The organism is Nocardioides sp. F233 (assembly GCF_057813895.1).
Genome location: NZ_JBVASH010000001.1, coordinates 909289 through 923323, shown reverse-complemented (window position 1 = coordinate 923323; position 14035 = coordinate 909289). Strand labels below are relative to the sequence as shown.

Below are 14035 nucleotides of genomic sequence, written 5' to 3'. Positions count from 1 at the left end.
CACCCGTGTGTCACGCCCGCCCCTGCCCCAGCACTGCCCCACGCAGCGTGAGCTCGACGACCTCGAGCTGCTGACGTCCGGAGCAGCCGACCCGATCCACGGGTTCAACGAGCCGGGCAGCCCCCTCACGCTCTCCCTGCCCGACGAGCTCCTCACGCACCTCGACGAGGGCAACGAGGTCGAGCTGGTCGACCCCGAGGGCCTGCCTCTCGCCCGGGTCTCCAGCGTGCTGCGCGGCCTCGCGGTGACGCCGCTGACGCACGCCCAGTACGGCCCGTTCCGCCGCCTGCACCTGTCACCGGCCGCCGTGCGGGAGCAGTACGCCGGGCGCACCTTCGTCCCCGTCACCGACCTGATGACCGACGTCCAGGTCGAGCAGCTGCGCGGGCTCGGCCCGGTGGTGCTGCTCGCGCTCGTCGGCGCCGGCACCCCCGCGGTCAGCCCGGTCGGCCTGCTCCGCGCGACGCTGCGGGTGGCGGACGCGATCGACGCCGACGTGGTCGCCGTACCACTCGCCGACCACGCCTCGCTCGCCGATCCGGCGCTGCGCATCTCCGTGCTGACGTCGTACGCCGACACCGACCCGGTCGTCGAGCTCGCGTACGGCGGTCACCTGCTCCCCGGCCTCGCCGACATCGCCGAGGCGGAGCGCCCGCGCCTGGACCAGCAGGGCCTGGTGCTCTTCTTCACCGGCCTGTCCGGCAGCGGCAAGTCCACCCTCGCCCAGGCACTCATGGACCGCCTGCTCGAGCACGGCGGCCGGAGCCTGACCAGCCTCGACGGCGACGTCGTACGCCGCAACCTGTCCGCGGGCCTGACCTTCTCCAAGGAGGACCGCGAGACCAACATCCGCCGGATCGGCTGGGTGGCCGCGGAGATCTCCCGCCACGGCGGGATTGCTGTCTGCAGCCCGATCGCCCCCTTCGACGAGACGCGCCAGCAGGTGCGGGCGATGGTGGACCAGGCGGGCGGCGCGTTCTTCCTCGTCCATGTGGCGACGCCGCTCGAGGAGTGCGAGCGGCGCGACCGCAAGGGCCTGTACGCCAAGGCCCGGCGTGGCGAGATCCCCGAGTTCACCGGCATCTCCTCGCCCTACGAGGAGCCCGACGACGCCGACGTACGCGTCGACACCACGGGCCGCACGATCGAGGACGCCCTCGAGGACGTCGTGCTCGCGCTGCGCTCGGCCGGGTACGTCGACCTGACGGCTCCCGAGCCGCCCGCGACCGTGGCACCGCCCACCGCGCCCGGGCCCGAGATCGCTGAGATCGTCGCCGCCGGCCCGGACGCCACCCCCGAGCCCGTCGACGAGGAGCCCACGGGCGCCCGCACCGCCACCGGCGGTGCCCGCCCGCTGCGGGTGCTCTTCGTCTGCACGGCCAACATCTGCCGCTCGCCGTACATGGAGCTCCGCTCGCGGGCCCTCGCCGGCGCCGACAGCGGCATCGAGTTCGCCAGCGCCGGCACCCACGGCTTCAACGCGCACCGGGTCGACCGGACCATGGCCGAGGTGCTCGCCGAGCGCGGCGTGAGCGCCGACCTGCTCAACGGCTTCGCCAGCCGGCCGCTCACCGACGACCTGATCGAGGCGGCCGACCTGGTGCTGACCGCCGAGGCGTCGCACCGGCAGTTCGTGCTCGAGGAGGTGCCGGGCGCGTTCCGCAAGGCCTTCACGCTCGCCCAGTTCGCCGAGTCGGTCGAGCGGGTCGACGCGGACCTGCACGGCGCCGAGCTCGTGACCGCCGTCGGGCACCGCCGGGCGGGCACGGCCGACCACCACGACATCCGGGACCCGTACCGGCGGGGCAAGGCGGCGGCCGAGGTCTCGGCCGACCAGATCGACGCCCTCCTCCAGTCCGTGCTGCGCCGCCTGGCGCTGCCCGCGACTGCCCCGACCTCCGCACAGACAGGCGACGAGTAGTGGACGACCTCCTCACCCTGACCGCGCTCTCCATCGCGGCCGCCGGCTTCTTCGTCGGCATCGTCGTCGGCCTGACCGGCATGGGCGGCGGCGCGCTGATGACGCCCGCGCTGATCTTCCTCGGCGTCGGCCACACCGCGTCGATCGTCACCGCCGACCTGACCGCCGCGGCGGTCTACAAGTCCGGTGGCGCGCTGACCCACGCGAAGGAGGGCTCACCCAACCTGCGACTCGCGGGCTGGCTGATCCTCGGCTCGGTACCGATGGCCTTCCTCGGCCCGTGGCTGGTCAAGGCGATCACCGACGACCCGACCGAGCTGGAGAAGACGCTCAAGCTCTGCATCGGCATCGCGCTGCTGTTCGCCGCGTCGACGTACGCCCTGCGTCTCTACATCAACCTCAAGCGGGTACGCCGCGGCGGCGCGCTCCCCGACGACAACCCGCGGATCCGGCCGATCCCGACCCTGCTGGTCGGCATGCTCGGCGGCCTGCTCGTCGGCGTCACCAGTGTCGGCTCCGGCTCGGTCATCATGATCGCGCTGCTGATGCTCTACCCCGGGCTGTCGGCCGTCCGGCTGGTCGGCACCGACCTGGTCCAGGCCGTGCCGCTGGTGCTCAGCGCCGCGCTGGCCAACATCGCGATCCACGGCCTCGAGTGGGACCTGGTCATCCCGCTGGTCATCGGCTCGGTCCCCGGCACCCTGCTCGGGTCCCGGCTCGCGCCGCGCGTGCCTCAGTCGTTCATCCGCCGCGGCATCGTGATCGTGCTGACCATGTCGGGCGTGGCCCTGCTGTTCAAGGCCGGCCTGCACCCGTTCGGCGAGGGCCACGAGACCCTCGAGGCCGTCCTGGTCGCCGCGGTCGGCGTCGCCATGCTGGTGCTGGTCCCGCTCGTGTGGGGCCTGCTGCGCAAGCAGCTCGGGATGTCGATGTTCGGCGCGCCCACGGTCGCCGAGATCGAGTCCTTCGGCAGCCAGGACAAGAAGCGCACCCGCGCCTGAGCGGTCAGCCCACCAGACCGAGCTGGCGCTGCTCCTCGGCGAAGAAGGGCCGCTCGTGGGCGGCGGCTCGCGCCAGCCCGAGCGTGAGCACGGCGGCCGCGGCGACCCACACGCCGCCCGCGATTCCGATGAGCATCTCCATGGCAGTCCCCCTAGAACTGCCTCCACGGTACTCCCGCGGTCCGAGCGATTCCGTCCTCTGATCGGCGGACACCCCGTAGTCACATCGGGGGGTCAGTCGCGCCCGTACACATCCCGCGTGTAGACCTTGTCCGCGACGTCGTCGAGGGCGTCGGTACGGCGGTTCGCGATGATCACGTCGGCCTTCTCCTTGAAGGTGTCGAGGTCCTTGATCACCTTCGAGCCGAAGAACCGCTTCTGGTCCAGCTCGGGCTCGAACACGACGACCTTCACGCCCTTGGCCTTGATCCGCTTCATCACGCCCTGCACGGCCGACTCGCGGAAGTTGTCCGAGCCCGCCTTCATGGTGAGCCGGTGGATCCCGACGACCTTCGGGTCGCGGCGCAGCACGTCGTCGGCGATGAAGTCCTTGCGGGTGGTGTTGGCGTCGACGATCGCGCTGATCAGGTTCTGCGGGACGTCGCGGTAGTTGGCCTGCAGCTGGCGGGTGTCCTTCGGGAGGCAGTAGCCGCCGTACCCGAACGAAGGGTTGTTGTAGTGCCCGCCGATACGCGGGTCGAGGCCGACGCCCTCGATGATCTGCCGGGTCGCGAGACCGTGGGTGGCGGCGTACGTGTCGAGCTCGTTGAAGTACGCGACGCGGAGCGCGAGGTAGGTGTTGGCGAACAGCTTGATCGCCTCGGCCTCCGTCGAGCCGGTGAACAGCACGGGTACGTCGTCCTCGACCGCGCCCTGGAGCAGGAGCTTGGCGAACAGCCGACCGGACTCGGTGTCCGAGCCGACGACGATCCGCGACGGGTGCAGGTTGTCGTGCAACGCCCGGCCCTCGCGCAGGAACTCCGGGCTGAACAGGATCGACGCGCCGGGGTGCCGCTCGCGCAGCGTGTTGGTGTAGCCGACCGGCACCGTCGACTTGATGACCACCGTCGCCGCGGGGTTCGCCGCCAGCGCCGCCTTGGTGACCCGCTCGACGGTGGACGTGTCGAAGCGGTCGGTCTCGGGGTCGTAGTTCGTCGGCGTCGCGACGATGACGTACGACGCGTCGGCGTACGCCGCCTTCGCGTCCCGGGTTGCCCGCAGCGACAGCTCGGGGCGGCGCAGGTGCTCCTCGAGCTCGGTGTCGACGATCGGCGAACGGCGTTCGTTCACGGCCTCGATCCGGGCTGCGTCGACGTCGAGCACCCACACGTCGTTGTGCTGCGCGAGCAGCACGGCGTTGGACAGGCCGACGTAGCCGGCCCCCACCACGGTGATCTTCATGCTTCGAGGCTGAGCGCGGTCCCTGAACGGACGCGGGTGTGGGGGTGGCCGCCCGATGACGGTCAGGAGACCAGTGTCGAGCCGTTCACTGGTCCCACAGGGTCGCGATCGGCAGGCTCCACAGCCGCGGCCCGTAGACGTGCCCGCGGTGCGCGGTGTTGAGCACGACCCCGCCCCGGAACCGTCCGCCGGCGCGCCGGGCGAGCGCGTGCAGCGAGGTGAACTGGTGGGGGCGCAGGCTCGCGGCGGTGCGCACCTCGATCCCGAAGAGGCTGTCGTCGGGCAGCTCGACGACCAGGTCGACCTCGAGTCCGTTGCGCTCGCGCAGGTAGGCGACCCGGTGCTCGACGGCGCTGGTCTCCTGCTGGCGCAGCAGCTCGGCCGCGACCATCGTGAGCAGCAGCGGCGCCAGCTCGCTCCGGCCGGAGAAGGCGACGAGGTCGGCGGGCGTGTGGCCGGCCAGGTGCCGGGCCAGGGCGGGGTCCTCGAAGACCACCTGGGGGCGGCCGATGGCGCGCTTCGCCGCCGACGAGCGTGATCCCGGCAGCAGGCGGAGCACGCCGATCTCGACGAGCACGTCGACGTACGGCTGGAGCGTGGTGGGCGGGATGCCCGCCGCTGCACCGAGCCGGGCCTTGTTGAGCTCGCCCATCGGCGGGTCCGCCAGCGCTGACAGCAGTGCAGCCAGCCGTGCCGGGTCGGTACGTCGGACCGCACGGGCCCGCCGGGCGATCCGCTGCAGCTCGTCGTCGGTCACGGCGCGGGCCGTCGCGGCGACGTACCGCTCGAGGTCCCAGGCGGTCCGCAGGTCACCCGGGACCGTTCCCCGGGAGCCCAGACGGGCGACGAAGTCGGCGGCCACGGGCAGCAAGCCTAGGGCCTCCCGCTGCCAAACTCGTCGATTTGTCTATCGAACCGCCAGCGATGTCCCGCTGACAGGGAATGCGTGGCACGATGACCGGGCCCGAGGGGTACAGATGACCTCCCAGGCACCGGATGCACCCTGAAAGGACAGGTCGCCAAGGCATGACTCAGACGCACAGCGACTACCGCCTCAGCCAGCTGGACCAGCTGGAGGCAGAGTCGATCCACATCTTCCGCGAGGTCGCGGCCGAGTTCGAGAAGCCCGTGCTGATGTTCTCGGGCGGCAAGGACTCCATCGTCATGCTGCGGCTGGCGGAGAAGGCCTTCTACCCGGCGAAGATCCCCTTCTCGATCCTGCAGGTCGACACCGGCCTGGACTTCCCCGAGGTCATGGAGACCCGCGACCGCTGGGTCAGCCGGCTCGGCGTGAACCTCGTGGTGGCGAGCATCGACGACGCGATCAAGAACGGGATCATCCCGGACGCCGCGAAGATCAGCCGCAACCGCCTCCAGATCCCGACGCTGCTCAACGCGATCGAGGAGAACGGCTTCACCGCCGCCTTCGGTGGCGGTCGCCGCGACGAGGAGAAGGCCCGCGCCAAGGAGCGCGTCTACTCCCACCGCGACGAGTTCGGCCAGTGGGACCCGAAGAACCAGCGCCCCGAGCTCTGGAGCCTCTACAACGGCCGCCTGCACGAGGGCGAGCACATGCGGATCTTCCCGATCTCCAACTGGACCGAGCTCGACGTCTGGGACTACATCGGCCGCGAGGGCATCGAGATCCCGAACATCTACTACTCGCACCAGCGCCGCGTCTTCGAGCGCGACGGCATGCTGATGAGCGAGACCCCGCTCAACCCGCTGCGCGAGGGTGAGGTCGTCGAGGAGCGGACCGTCCGGTTCCGCACCTGCGGCGACATCACGCTGACCGGCTGCGTCGAGAGCACGGCGTCCACGATCGCCGAGATCATCGACGAGGTCGCGGTCGCCCGCAAGACCGAGCGCGGCGCGACCCGCGGCGACGACCGGTTCTCCGAGGCTGCCATGGAGGACCGCAAGAAGGAGGGCTACTTCTGATGGCCGGCACCAACATGGACCTGCTCCGCTTCGCGACCGCTGGTTCGGTCGACGACGGCAAGTCGACCCTCATCGGGCGCCTGCTGCTCGACTCGAAGGCGATCTTCGAGGACCAGCTCGAGGCGGTCGAGGCCACCAGCGAGGCGAAGGGGTACGACTACACCGACCTCGCGCTGCTGACCGACGGCCTGCGCTCCGAGCGCGAGCAGGGCATCACCATCGACGTGGCGTACCGCTACTTCGCGACGCCCAACCGCAAGTTCATCATCGCGGACACCCCGGGCCACGTGCAGTACACGCGCAACATGGTCACCGGCGCCTCGACCGCCGACCTCGGCCTGGTGCTCGTCGACGCCCGCCAGGGCCTCACCGAGCAGTCCCGCCGGCACGCGGTGATCCTGTCGCTGCTCCGCGTCCCGCACCTCGTGCTGGCCGTGAACAAGATGGACCTCGTCGACTTCGACCAGGCCGTCTACGACAAGATCTACGCCGAGTTCACGCAGTTCGCGACCAAGCTCAACGTGCCCGACCTCGAGGTCATCCCGATCTCGGCGCTGCAGGGCGACAATGTCGTGACCCGCTCCGAGAACATGCCGTGGTACTCCGGTCCCACGCTCATGCACCACCTCGAGCACGTGCACGTCGCCTCCGACCGCGACCTGATCGACGCCCGGTTCCCGGTGCAGTACGTCGTCCGGCCCAAGTCGGACGAGTTCCACGACTATCGCGGCTACGCCGGCCAGGTCGCCGGTGGCATCCTCAAGCCGGGCGACGAGGTCGTCGTGCTCCCCTCCGGCATGACCTCCAAGATCGCCAAGATCGACCTGTTCGACAAGGAGATCACCGAGGCCTTCCCGCCGATGAGCGTGACGGTCCACCTCGAGGACGACGTCGACGTCTCGCGCGGCGACATGATCGCGCGGGTCAAGAACGCCCCCGTCCCGAGCCAGGACATCGACGCGATGATCTGCTGGATGACCACCACCCCGCTGCAGCCGCGGCAGAAGCTGGCGCTCAAGCACACGACCCGCACGGGCCGCGCGCTGGTCAAGGACATCCAGTACCGCCTCGACGTCAACACGCTGCACCGCGACCAGGCGACCAACGAGCTCGGCGTCAACGAGATCGGCCGCGTCACGCTGCGCACCACGGTGCCGCTGCTGTGCGACCCGTACTCGAAGAACCGCACCACCGGCTCGTTCATCCTGATCGACGAGGCGACCGGCGTGACCGTCGGCGCCGGCATGATCAACGGCTGACCCGGCGCCAACTGGCTCCGGATTTCCGCCGACCCGGCAGAAACTGGCTCCGGATTTCCGCTGACCCGGCAGAAACTAGGCCCGAAATACACGTCGACCCGGCAGAACTTCTGCCGGGTCGACGTGATTTCGGAGCCAGTTTCTGCCGGGTCGGCCCGATTTCAGAGCCAGTTGGTGCCGGGTCAGCGCTGGGGGCGGAAGTGCAGGCCGACCTCGGGGTCGACGACGACCTCCTGGGCGGCGGGGAGCCCGTCGACGACGAGCTGCGCGGCGACGTCGGTGTTGCGCTTGAGCAGCGCGAGCGCGATCGGGCCGAGCTCGTGGTGGCGGGCCGAGGAGCCGACGACGCCGGCCGCGCGGCCGCCGGCCTCGGGCAGCACCTCGGTGCCGGGGGCGGGGAGCCGGTTCTCGGAGCCGTCGAGGTGGAGCAGGGTCAGCCGGCGGGGTGGCTTGCCGAGGTTGTGGACCCGGGCGACCGTCTCCTGACCGCGGTAGCAGCCCTTGTCGAGGTGGACGGCGTTCCACGGCACCTCGGCGATCCAGCCGACCTCGTTGGGGATGGTGCGTTCGTCGGTGTCGATGCCGAAGCGCGGCTCGCCGCGCTCGATGCGCAGTGCCTCGAAGGCCCACGAGCCGGCGGCCGGACCCGCCGCGGCGGCGTACGACGCCAGCTGGTCGCGCGGGACGAGGTCGTAGCGGCCCGCGCCGACCGGGCGCCACGCGACGGCGAGGTCGCCGGTCACATCGGTGATCTCGACGCGCATCATGAACTTCATCCGCTCGAGGAACGCGATCAGCGCGGCCGCACGGCCGGGCTCGGTGTGGGCCGTGAACGCCTCGCCGTCGTCGACGCCGGTGAAGGCGTGCTCGACGTGGCCCTGGGGCGAGAGGACGAGCCCGGAGATCCACTGCCCGGCCGGCAGGCCCTCGAAGTACTGCGTGGTGATCGAGTGCAGCCAGCTCAGCCGGTCCGGCCCGGCGACGCGCAGGACGTCGCGGTGGGAGAGGTCGACGAAGCCCTCGCCGGCCGCGAGGGCCCGCTGCTCGCCGTACAGGCTGCCGTAGTGGGCGGCGACTCCGGCGTCGATGCCCTCGCCGGCGACGGCGCCGGGGAGGTCGAGGAGGGGGCTGGCGTAGGTCATGTGAGGTCCCGGTAGTGCTCGAGGAGGCGGGTGAGGGTGCCGAGGGCTGCCTGCATCTCCTCGATGTGCGCCGGGTCGAGCGTGCGGAGCATCTCCTTGATCTCGGTGCTCGACACACCCGAGGTGCGCGGCAGGTACCTCACCTCGCAAACGTCGGAGAGGTCGTCGAACTTCCCGGCCCAGTCGTCGCCCATCACGAACAGGTCGACACCGTGCTCGACGATGTCGGCACGCTTCTGGTCCCACGAACGCTCCGGCACCACCAGGTCGACGCCCTTGATGGCACCGACGATGGCGGCACGGTCGTCGTACGACACGACCGACTTCTTGCCCTTGCCCGCGTTGAACTCGTCGGTCGAGACGCCCACGACCAGGCGGTCGCCCATCCCGGCGAGGCGCTCGATCAGCCGCAGGTGGCCGATGTGGAACAGGTCGAAGGTGCCGTAGGTCAGCACGGTGGTCACGGGGTCGCTCCTTCGCAACGGGCGCAGCGCCCGTGGACGGTCAGGTGGCCGAGGTCCGCGACGAATCCCCGGGCGGCGAGGGCGGCGACGAAGGGCGCCGCCTCGGCCTCGTCCACGGAGATCACGTCGCCGCAGCCGCGGCACACGAGGTGGAAGTGCACGTGCCCGCGCGTCGAGTGGTACGTCGGCGCGCGGTCCGTGAGGTGCGCGTGCCGGATCAGGCCCAGCTCCTCGAGCACCTCGAGCGTGCGGTAGACGGTGGAGGCGTTGATCGTGCTCACCGTCTGCTGGACGTGGGCCAGCACCTCGTCGGGGGTGGCGTGGCCGAGTGCGTCGACCGCGCCGAGGATCAGCTCGCGCTGGGGCGTGAGGCGGTAGCCCTTCTCGCGGAGGGCTGCGCGCCAGTCGGCCTCCTCAGGCACGCTTGAGCCTCGCCCACAGGTGCGGCTGGAGCGGCTGGCCCATCGCGGCCATGTCGAACGCGTAGAGCAGGTCGCCCTCGACGTTGCCGTAGAGACGCTTGCCGGCGACGTACTCCTTGGCCGTCTCGGTCCGCGCCACCGCATCGGTCGTCCACTCGAACTTGCCGTTGTCGGCCTCGCCCTCCCAGATCTCCGCGATGCCCGTGTTGTGGGTCAGCAGGATCTCGAAGCGGCCCTCGCCGACGGCCCGGATGAAGCCGGTCTCGATCGCGGCGTCGCGGACCTTCTCGTTGTTCTCGTCGATGATCCAGGCCCGCGCCATGTAGTGGAAGAACGGGCGCCCGTCGTGGGTGAAGATCAGCTCCTGGCCGAACTGGAACGAGTCGATCGTCGGGTAGTCGCCGTGGCCGTTGCCACGCCACGTGCCGAGCATCCACGCGATCGGTCCGCAGTTGGGGTGCAGGTTGTCGGGAAGTTCGAAGGCCACGACAGGCGATTCTAGGCGCTGCGTAGGCTCTGACCCATGTCGCGCAGCCTCGTCGTCAAGGTCACCTGCGGAGCCGACGACCCGGAGCGCTGCAACCAGGCCTTCACGGTGGCCGCCGCGGCCGCCGTCTCGGGTGTCCCGGTCTCGCTGTGGCTCACCGGGGAAGCCGCCTGGCTGGCCGTCCCGGGCCGCGCCGCCGAGCTCGACCTGCCGCTCGCGACGCCCCTGCCCGACCTGATCGAAGCGGTGCTCGCCGTGGGCTCGGTGACCGTGTGCGCGCAGTGTGCGGCACGGCGCTCACTGTCGGAGGCGGACCTGCTGGCCGGCGTACGCATCGCGGGAGCACCGGTGTTCGTCGAGGAAATCCTGGGTGAGGGCGTCCAGGCCCTCGTCTACTGAGAGGGTTCTCCCATGCGTCGCGCCTCCGCCCTGCTCCTGGCGGCCGCCCTGGCGGTCACGCTCAGCGCCTGTGAGAAGTCCGCCGGCTCGAAGCGCGAGTACGTCGCGCTCGGCGACTCCTACACCGCCGGCCCCCTGATCGGGCGTGCCGACGGGCGCAACGGCTGCGTGCGCTCGCGCAACAACTACCCGCACCTGCTGGCGAAGAAGGCCGAGCTCGACCTCACCGACGTCAGCTGCTCGGCCGCCCCCACCGACGCCGTCGAGGGCGAGCAGAAGATCCGCAACCGCTCCATCGCGCCGCAGCTCGACGCCGTGACGTCCTCCACGGACCTGGTGACGATCGGGCTCGGCCTCAACGACCTCGGCCTCTCGGTCCGGGTGTTCATCAAGTGCGTGCAGCTCGGCATGAGCGACCCCGACGGCGCGCCGTGCACCGAGGCCGACCGGGCCGCGGGCACCAACGACATCCAGGCGGCCCTCGACCAGATGTCGGACCGGATCGGCGGGGTCGTCGACGCGGTCCTGTCGAAGGCGCCGAAGGCGAAGGTCGTGCTGGTGGGCTACCCCACGGTCTTCCCGACCGAGGGCACCTGCAGCGACCTCGGCATCGCGGCGGCCGACGTACCCCTGGTCCAGCACGTCGTCGACAGCCTCAACGCGACGATGGCGTCGGTGGCCGACGAGCGCGGGGCGACGTACCTCGACACCGCGACGCCGAGCCGCGGCCACGACATCTGCGCCGACGATCCGTGGATCGCCGGCTCGGCCCCCGCCGCAGGGCGGCCCGGGCTCGCCTGGCACCCGTACGCCGAGGAGCAGGTCATGATCGCCGGCCTGCTCGCCGACCTGGTCTGAGGAGGTACGTCGTGCGCGCCGTGCTCCAGCGGGTCAGCTCCGCCTCCGTCGTCGTCGACGGCGCGGTCGTCGGTTCCATCGACGGGCCGGGCCTCCTGGTCTACCTCGGCGTCACGCACTCCGACGGCGACGCCGAGGTCGCCTGGATGGCCCGCAAGATCCGCGACCTGCGCATCCTGTCCGACGAGCAGTCGGTGGGTGAGACCGGCGGATCCGTGCTCGTGGTCTCCCAGTTCACGCTGTACGGCGACGCCCGCAAGGGCCGCCGTCCCACCTGGATCGCCGCCGCCCCCGGCCCGGTCAGCGAGCCGCTCTACGAGGCGGTGTGCGATGCGCTGGTCGCCGCCGGAACCCCTGTCCAGAAGGGCGTGTTCGGGGCGGACATGAAGGTCAGCTCGGTCAACGACGGCCCGTTCACCGTGCTGCTCGAGACTCCCTGACCGCTAGGTCAGGCCGAGCGACGGGTCAGGCGCAGCCCGAGCAGGTACATCTCGCAGCCCAGGCAGAACGCGAAGACGGCGTTGAGGAAGGCGGCGACGAAGGCGAACGCGGCGAAGACCTGGCCGAGGAGCACCGCGCCGGTGGCGAAGCCGAGGGTGGCGACGACGGCGAACACCAGCCCGACGGCCTGGGCGAAGCGGGGCGGGGCGGGGTCCTCGAGGTGGTCGGGGGCGGCGAGCCGCGGACGGACCAGGCGCCGGAAGAGCACACCCGTCGGCGTCCGATGCACGCCGAGGCCGGCGCCGATCGCGAAGAACACGGCCTGGATGCCGGTGAGCACGGCGGCCACGCTCGGCGCGGCGTCGGAGAGCAGCAGGGCCACGGCGAAGACCACCAGCGTGATCGCCGCGGTGAAGCGCGGGCCGCGCGGGTCGATGCCGGCGGTGACGGGAGCAGTGGTGGTCATCAGGATCCCTGGAGCGTCGGGAGAGCGGCGAGCACCTGCTCGCGGCGCGGGGCGCCGGCGGCGCGGGTGAGCTCGTGACCACGGTGGTCGAGCACCAGCGTGGTCGGGGTACGACGCACGTCGAGCGCGCGGACCAGGTCGAGGTGCTCCTCGGCGTCGATCTCGACGTGGGCGACGCCGTCGACCTTGCCGGCGACGTCGGCGAGCACCACACGGGTCGTGCGGCAGGGAGCGCAGAAGGCGCTGGAGAACTGGAGCAGGGTGGCCCGCTCCCCCAGCTCCGCGTCGGGCACGGAGGCGGCGACGCTCGACCAGGCGGTCGTCTCGACCGCGGCGGAGGCGAAGGTGCCGTCGGTACGGCGGCGGTACAGCCCGAAGCCCACCGCCACGACGACGGCGACCAGGAGCAACGCGAGTCCGGGGTTCACAATTCTCCTTCAACGGCGACGGCGGCCCCCGGATTCCGGGAGCCGCCGCCGCGTCTCGATACGCCCGCTCGTCCCTCGCGGGCTACTCGACGATCGAACGCCCTCAGATGGAGATGAGGACCTCGGCGACCGAGCCGGTCTGCGCCTGCACGACGCGGTCGACCGGGTCGGCCTTGGGGGCCAGGGTGCGGAGGGTCCACTGGCCGTCGCCGGCGAAGAACCGGAAGTGGCCGGTCGCGGAGGTCGGGACCTCCGCGGTGAACTCACCGGACTTGTCGAGCAGCCGCACGTAGGCGCTCGCCACCGGGGTGGCGTCGTCGCCCGTGCCGCGCACGACCTGGCCCTGGATCACGGCCTCCTTGGCGACGTTGACGCCGTCAAGCGACAGGCCGCCGATCTTCGCGCCGCACATCAGGCGTCACCGGGCTCGTCGCCGAGCGCGATCGGAACGCCGACGAGGGAGCCGTACTCGGTCCACGAGCCGTCGTAGTTCTTGACGTTCTTCTTGCCGAGCAGCTCCTGCAGCACGAACCAGGTCAGCGAGGAGCGCTCACCGATGCGGCACAGCGCGATGGTGTCCTTGGTCTCGTCGAAGCCGACCTCGGCGTACAGCGCCTGCAGGTCCTCGTCGGACTTGAAGGTGCCGTCGTCGTTGGCGTTCTTGCTCCACGGGACGTTGACCGACGTCGGGATGTGGCCGGCGCGCTGCGACTGCTCCTGCGGGAGGTGGGCCGGGGCGAGGAGGCGACCGGCGTACTCGTCGGGGCTGCGCACGTCGACCAGGTTCTGCACGCCGATGGCGGCGACGGCGTCGTCACGGAAGGCGCGGATGGAGCGGTCCTGCTCCTGGGCGGTGTACGACGTCGCGGCGCGGGTCGGCAGCTCGTCGGTCAGCTCGCGGCTGTCGAGCTCCCACTTCTTGCGGCCGCCGTCCATGAGCTTGACGTCCTGGTGGCCGTACAGCTTGAAGTACCAGTAGGCGTAGGCCGCGAACCAGTTGTTGTTGCCGCCGTAGAGGATCACGGTGTCGTCGTTGGCGACGCCACGCGAGGACAGGAGCGCCTCGAACTGCTCCTTGTTGACGAAGTCGCGACGGACCTGGTCCTGGAGGTCGGTGGTCCAGTCGAGCTTGATGGCGCCCTTGATGTGACCCTTGTCGTAGGCCGTGGTGTCCTCGTCGACCTCGATGACGACGACCTTGTCGGTGCCGAGGTTGTCCTCGACCCACTGGGTGGAGACGAGCGAATTCTCGCGGCTCATGCTGATTCCTTACTGGTGTTCGCGTGGTGGTTGCGATGGTGCGGTACGACGGACGGTGCTGGTGTGGCAGCACGACGAACGCACAGGACGACGCCTGGGCGCGCGACAGCGCCACGAGAAGCGACGGGTGAGCCGGCAGAGAACC

At 70.8% G+C, this 14035-nt stretch carries 18 protein-coding genes; 7 read left to right on the top strand and 11 right to left on the bottom strand.

All coding sequences use genetic code 11. The features are described 5' to 3' along the window. Positions 1 to 7: 7 nt before the first annotated feature. Complete coding sequence (gene cysC, locus ACZYRU_RS04390) at positions 8 to 1921, top strand: adenylyl-sulfate kinase (protein ID WP_488955856.1); 1914 nt, start codon at positions 8 to 10, stop codon at positions 1919 to 1921. Beyond that, positions 1921 to 2922 (top strand): sulfite exporter TauE/SafE family protein, encoded by a 1002-nt coding sequence (locus ACZYRU_RS04385; RefSeq protein ID WP_488955855.1) that lies wholly within the window; start codon positions 1921 to 1923, stop codon positions 2920 to 2922. Before cysC ends, ACZYRU_RS04385 begins: the two co-directional genes overlap by 1 nt. Before the next feature lie 4 nt (positions 2923 to 2926). Here the strand turns inward: ACZYRU_RS04385 and ACZYRU_RS04380 are convergent, their stop codons facing one another. The 3 genes from ACZYRU_RS04380 to ACZYRU_RS04370 form a co-directional block, all read right to left on the bottom strand. Then, positions 2927 to 3064: a hypothetical protein gene (locus ACZYRU_RS04380; protein WP_488955854.1), complete on the bottom strand. Its 138-nt coding sequence runs from the start codon at positions 3062 to 3064 to the stop codon at positions 2927 to 2929. 92 nt (positions 3065 to 3156) lie between these two features. After that, a complete protein-coding gene (locus tag ACZYRU_RS04375; protein WP_488955853.1) occupies positions 3157 to 4323 on the bottom strand; it encodes a nucleotide sugar dehydrogenase in 1167 nt (388 codons plus the stop codon). An 85-nt stretch (positions 4324 to 4408) separates the two neighbouring features. Further along, the gene (locus ACZYRU_RS04370) at positions 4409 to 5185 is read right to left on the bottom strand and encodes a DUF4143 domain-containing protein (RefSeq protein WP_488955852.1); all 777 of its coding nucleotides are present in this window, start codon (positions 5183 to 5185) and stop codon (positions 4409 to 4411) included. Between the two features lie 164 nt (positions 5186 to 5349). On the opposite strand from ACZYRU_RS04370, the gene cysD reads away from it, so the two are divergent. After that, the gene (gene cysD, locus ACZYRU_RS04365; RefSeq protein ID WP_488955851.1) at positions 5350 to 6264 is read left to right on the top strand and encodes a sulfate adenylyltransferase subunit CysD; all 915 of its coding nucleotides are present in this window, start codon (positions 5350 to 5352) and stop codon (positions 6262 to 6264) included. After that, positions 6264 to 7523, top strand: coding sequence for a sulfate adenylyltransferase subunit 1 (locus ACZYRU_RS04360; RefSeq protein ID WP_488955850.1), 1260 nt, complete (start codon positions 6264 to 6266; stop codon positions 7521 to 7523). Before cysD ends, ACZYRU_RS04360 begins: the two co-directional genes overlap by 1 nt. A gap of 182 nt (positions 7524 to 7705) precedes the next feature. Here ACZYRU_RS04360 and ygfZ read toward each other — a convergent pair whose 3' ends face one another. The 4 genes from ygfZ to ACZYRU_RS04340 are packed head-to-tail and all read right to left on the bottom strand — an operon-like array spanning position 7706 to position 10038. Next, entirely contained in the window at positions 7706 to 8665 is a 960-nt protein-coding gene (gene ygfZ / locus ACZYRU_RS04355) for a CAF17-like 4Fe-4S cluster assembly/insertion protein YgfZ (RefSeq protein WP_488955849.1), read from the bottom strand. Continuing rightward, the gene (locus ACZYRU_RS04350) at positions 8662 to 9129 is read right to left on the bottom strand and encodes an adenylyltransferase/cytidyltransferase family protein (protein ID WP_488955848.1); all 468 of its coding nucleotides are present in this window, start codon (positions 9127 to 9129) and stop codon (positions 8662 to 8664) included. Before ACZYRU_RS04350 ends, ygfZ begins: the two co-directional genes overlap by 4 nt. Next, positions 9126 to 9551, bottom strand: a complete 426-nt coding sequence (locus ACZYRU_RS04345; RefSeq protein WP_488955847.1) for a Fur family transcriptional regulator — start codon at positions 9549 to 9551, stop codon at positions 9126 to 9128. The genes ACZYRU_RS04350 and ACZYRU_RS04345 overlap by 4 nt, the downstream gene beginning before the upstream one ends. Next, complete coding sequence (locus ACZYRU_RS04340) at positions 9544 to 10038, bottom strand: heme-binding beta-barrel domain-containing protein (protein WP_488955846.1); 495 nt, start codon at positions 10036 to 10038, stop codon at positions 9544 to 9546. The genes ACZYRU_RS04345 and ACZYRU_RS04340 overlap by 8 nt, the downstream gene beginning before the upstream one ends. A 36-nt stretch (positions 10039 to 10074) precedes the next feature. Between ACZYRU_RS04340 and ACZYRU_RS04335 the strand changes: the two genes are divergently transcribed. Genes ACZYRU_RS04335 through dtd form a run of 3 tightly spaced genes read left to right on the top strand, consistent with a single transcriptional unit; the run spans position 10075 to position 11735 of the window. After that, positions 10075 to 10437 carry a DsrE family protein gene (locus ACZYRU_RS04335; RefSeq protein WP_488955845.1) on the top strand — a complete coding sequence of 121 codons (363 nt, stop codon included), beginning with the start codon at positions 10075 to 10077 and terminating at the stop codon, positions 10435 to 10437. 12 nt (positions 10438 to 10449) lie between these two features. Beyond that, positions 10450 to 11295 (top strand): SGNH/GDSL hydrolase family protein, encoded by an 846-nt coding sequence (locus ACZYRU_RS04330; protein WP_488955844.1) that lies wholly within the window; start codon positions 10450 to 10452, stop codon positions 11293 to 11295. 11 nt (positions 11296 to 11306) lie between these two features. Next, positions 11307 to 11735: a D-aminoacyl-tRNA deacylase gene (gene dtd, locus ACZYRU_RS04325; protein WP_488955843.1), complete on the top strand. Its 429-nt coding sequence runs from the start codon at positions 11307 to 11309 to the stop codon at positions 11733 to 11735. An 8-nt stretch (positions 11736 to 11743) separates the two neighbouring features. Here dtd and ACZYRU_RS04320 read toward each other — a convergent pair whose 3' ends face one another. From ACZYRU_RS04320 to ACZYRU_RS04305, 4 genes are all read right to left on the bottom strand, one after another. Continuing rightward, entirely contained in the window at positions 11744 to 12202 is a 459-nt protein-coding gene (locus tag ACZYRU_RS04320; RefSeq protein WP_488955842.1) for a DUF4395 domain-containing protein, read from the bottom strand. Next, entirely contained in the window at positions 12202 to 12630 is a 429-nt protein-coding gene (locus ACZYRU_RS04315) for a TlpA family protein disulfide reductase (RefSeq protein WP_488955841.1), read from the bottom strand. Before ACZYRU_RS04315 ends, ACZYRU_RS04320 begins: the two co-directional genes overlap by 1 nt. 103 nt (positions 12631 to 12733) lie before the next feature. Next, positions 12734 to 13042 (bottom strand): DUF1416 domain-containing protein, encoded by a 309-nt coding sequence (locus ACZYRU_RS04310; RefSeq protein WP_488955840.1) that lies wholly within the window; start codon positions 13040 to 13042, stop codon positions 12734 to 12736. Beyond that, entirely contained in the window at positions 13042 to 13890 is an 849-nt protein-coding gene (locus tag ACZYRU_RS04305) for a sulfurtransferase (protein WP_488955839.1), read from the bottom strand. Before ACZYRU_RS04305 ends, ACZYRU_RS04310 begins: the two co-directional genes overlap by 1 nt. Positions 13891 to 14035 lie beyond the last annotated feature (145 nt).

Bases quoted from the DNA above. Each gene is read 5' to 3' on its own strand.
- ACZYRU_RS04380 (WP_488955854.1), bottom strand. From the start codon at position 3,064: ATGGAGATGCTCATCGGAATCGCGGGCGGCGTGTGGGTCGCCGCGGCC.
- ACZYRU_RS04375 (WP_488955853.1), bottom strand. From the start codon at position 4,323: ATGAAGATCACCGTGGTGGGGGCCGGCTACGTCGGCCTGTCCAACGCC.
- cysD (WP_488955851.1), top strand. From the start codon at position 5,350: ATGACTCAGACGCACAGCGACTACCGCCTCAGCCAGCTGGACCAGCTG.
- ACZYRU_RS04360 (WP_488955850.1), top strand. From the start codon at position 6,264: ATGGCCGGCACCAACATGGACCTGCTCCGCTTCGCGACCGCTGGTTCG.
- ygfZ (WP_488955849.1), bottom strand. From the start codon at position 8,665: ATGACCTACGCCAGCCCCCTCCTCGACCTCCCCGGCGCCGTCGCCGGC.
- ACZYRU_RS04335 (WP_488955845.1), top strand. From the start codon at position 10,075: ATGTCGCGCAGCCTCGTCGTCAAGGTCACCTGCGGAGCCGACGACCCG.
- ACZYRU_RS04330 (WP_488955844.1), top strand. From the start codon at position 10,450: ATGCGTCGCGCCTCCGCCCTGCTCCTGGCGGCCGCCCTGGCGGTCACG.
- ACZYRU_RS04320 (WP_488955842.1), bottom strand. From the start codon at position 12,202: ATGACCACCACTGCTCCCGTCACCGCCGGCATCGACCCGCGCGGCCCG.
- ACZYRU_RS04310 (WP_488955840.1), bottom strand. From the start codon at position 13,042: ATGTGCGGCGCGAAGATCGGCGGCCTGTCGCTTGACGGCGTCAACGTC.
- ACZYRU_RS04305 (WP_488955839.1), bottom strand. From the start codon at position 13,890: ATGAGCCGCGAGAATTCGCTCGTCTCCACCCAGTGGGTCGAGGACAAC.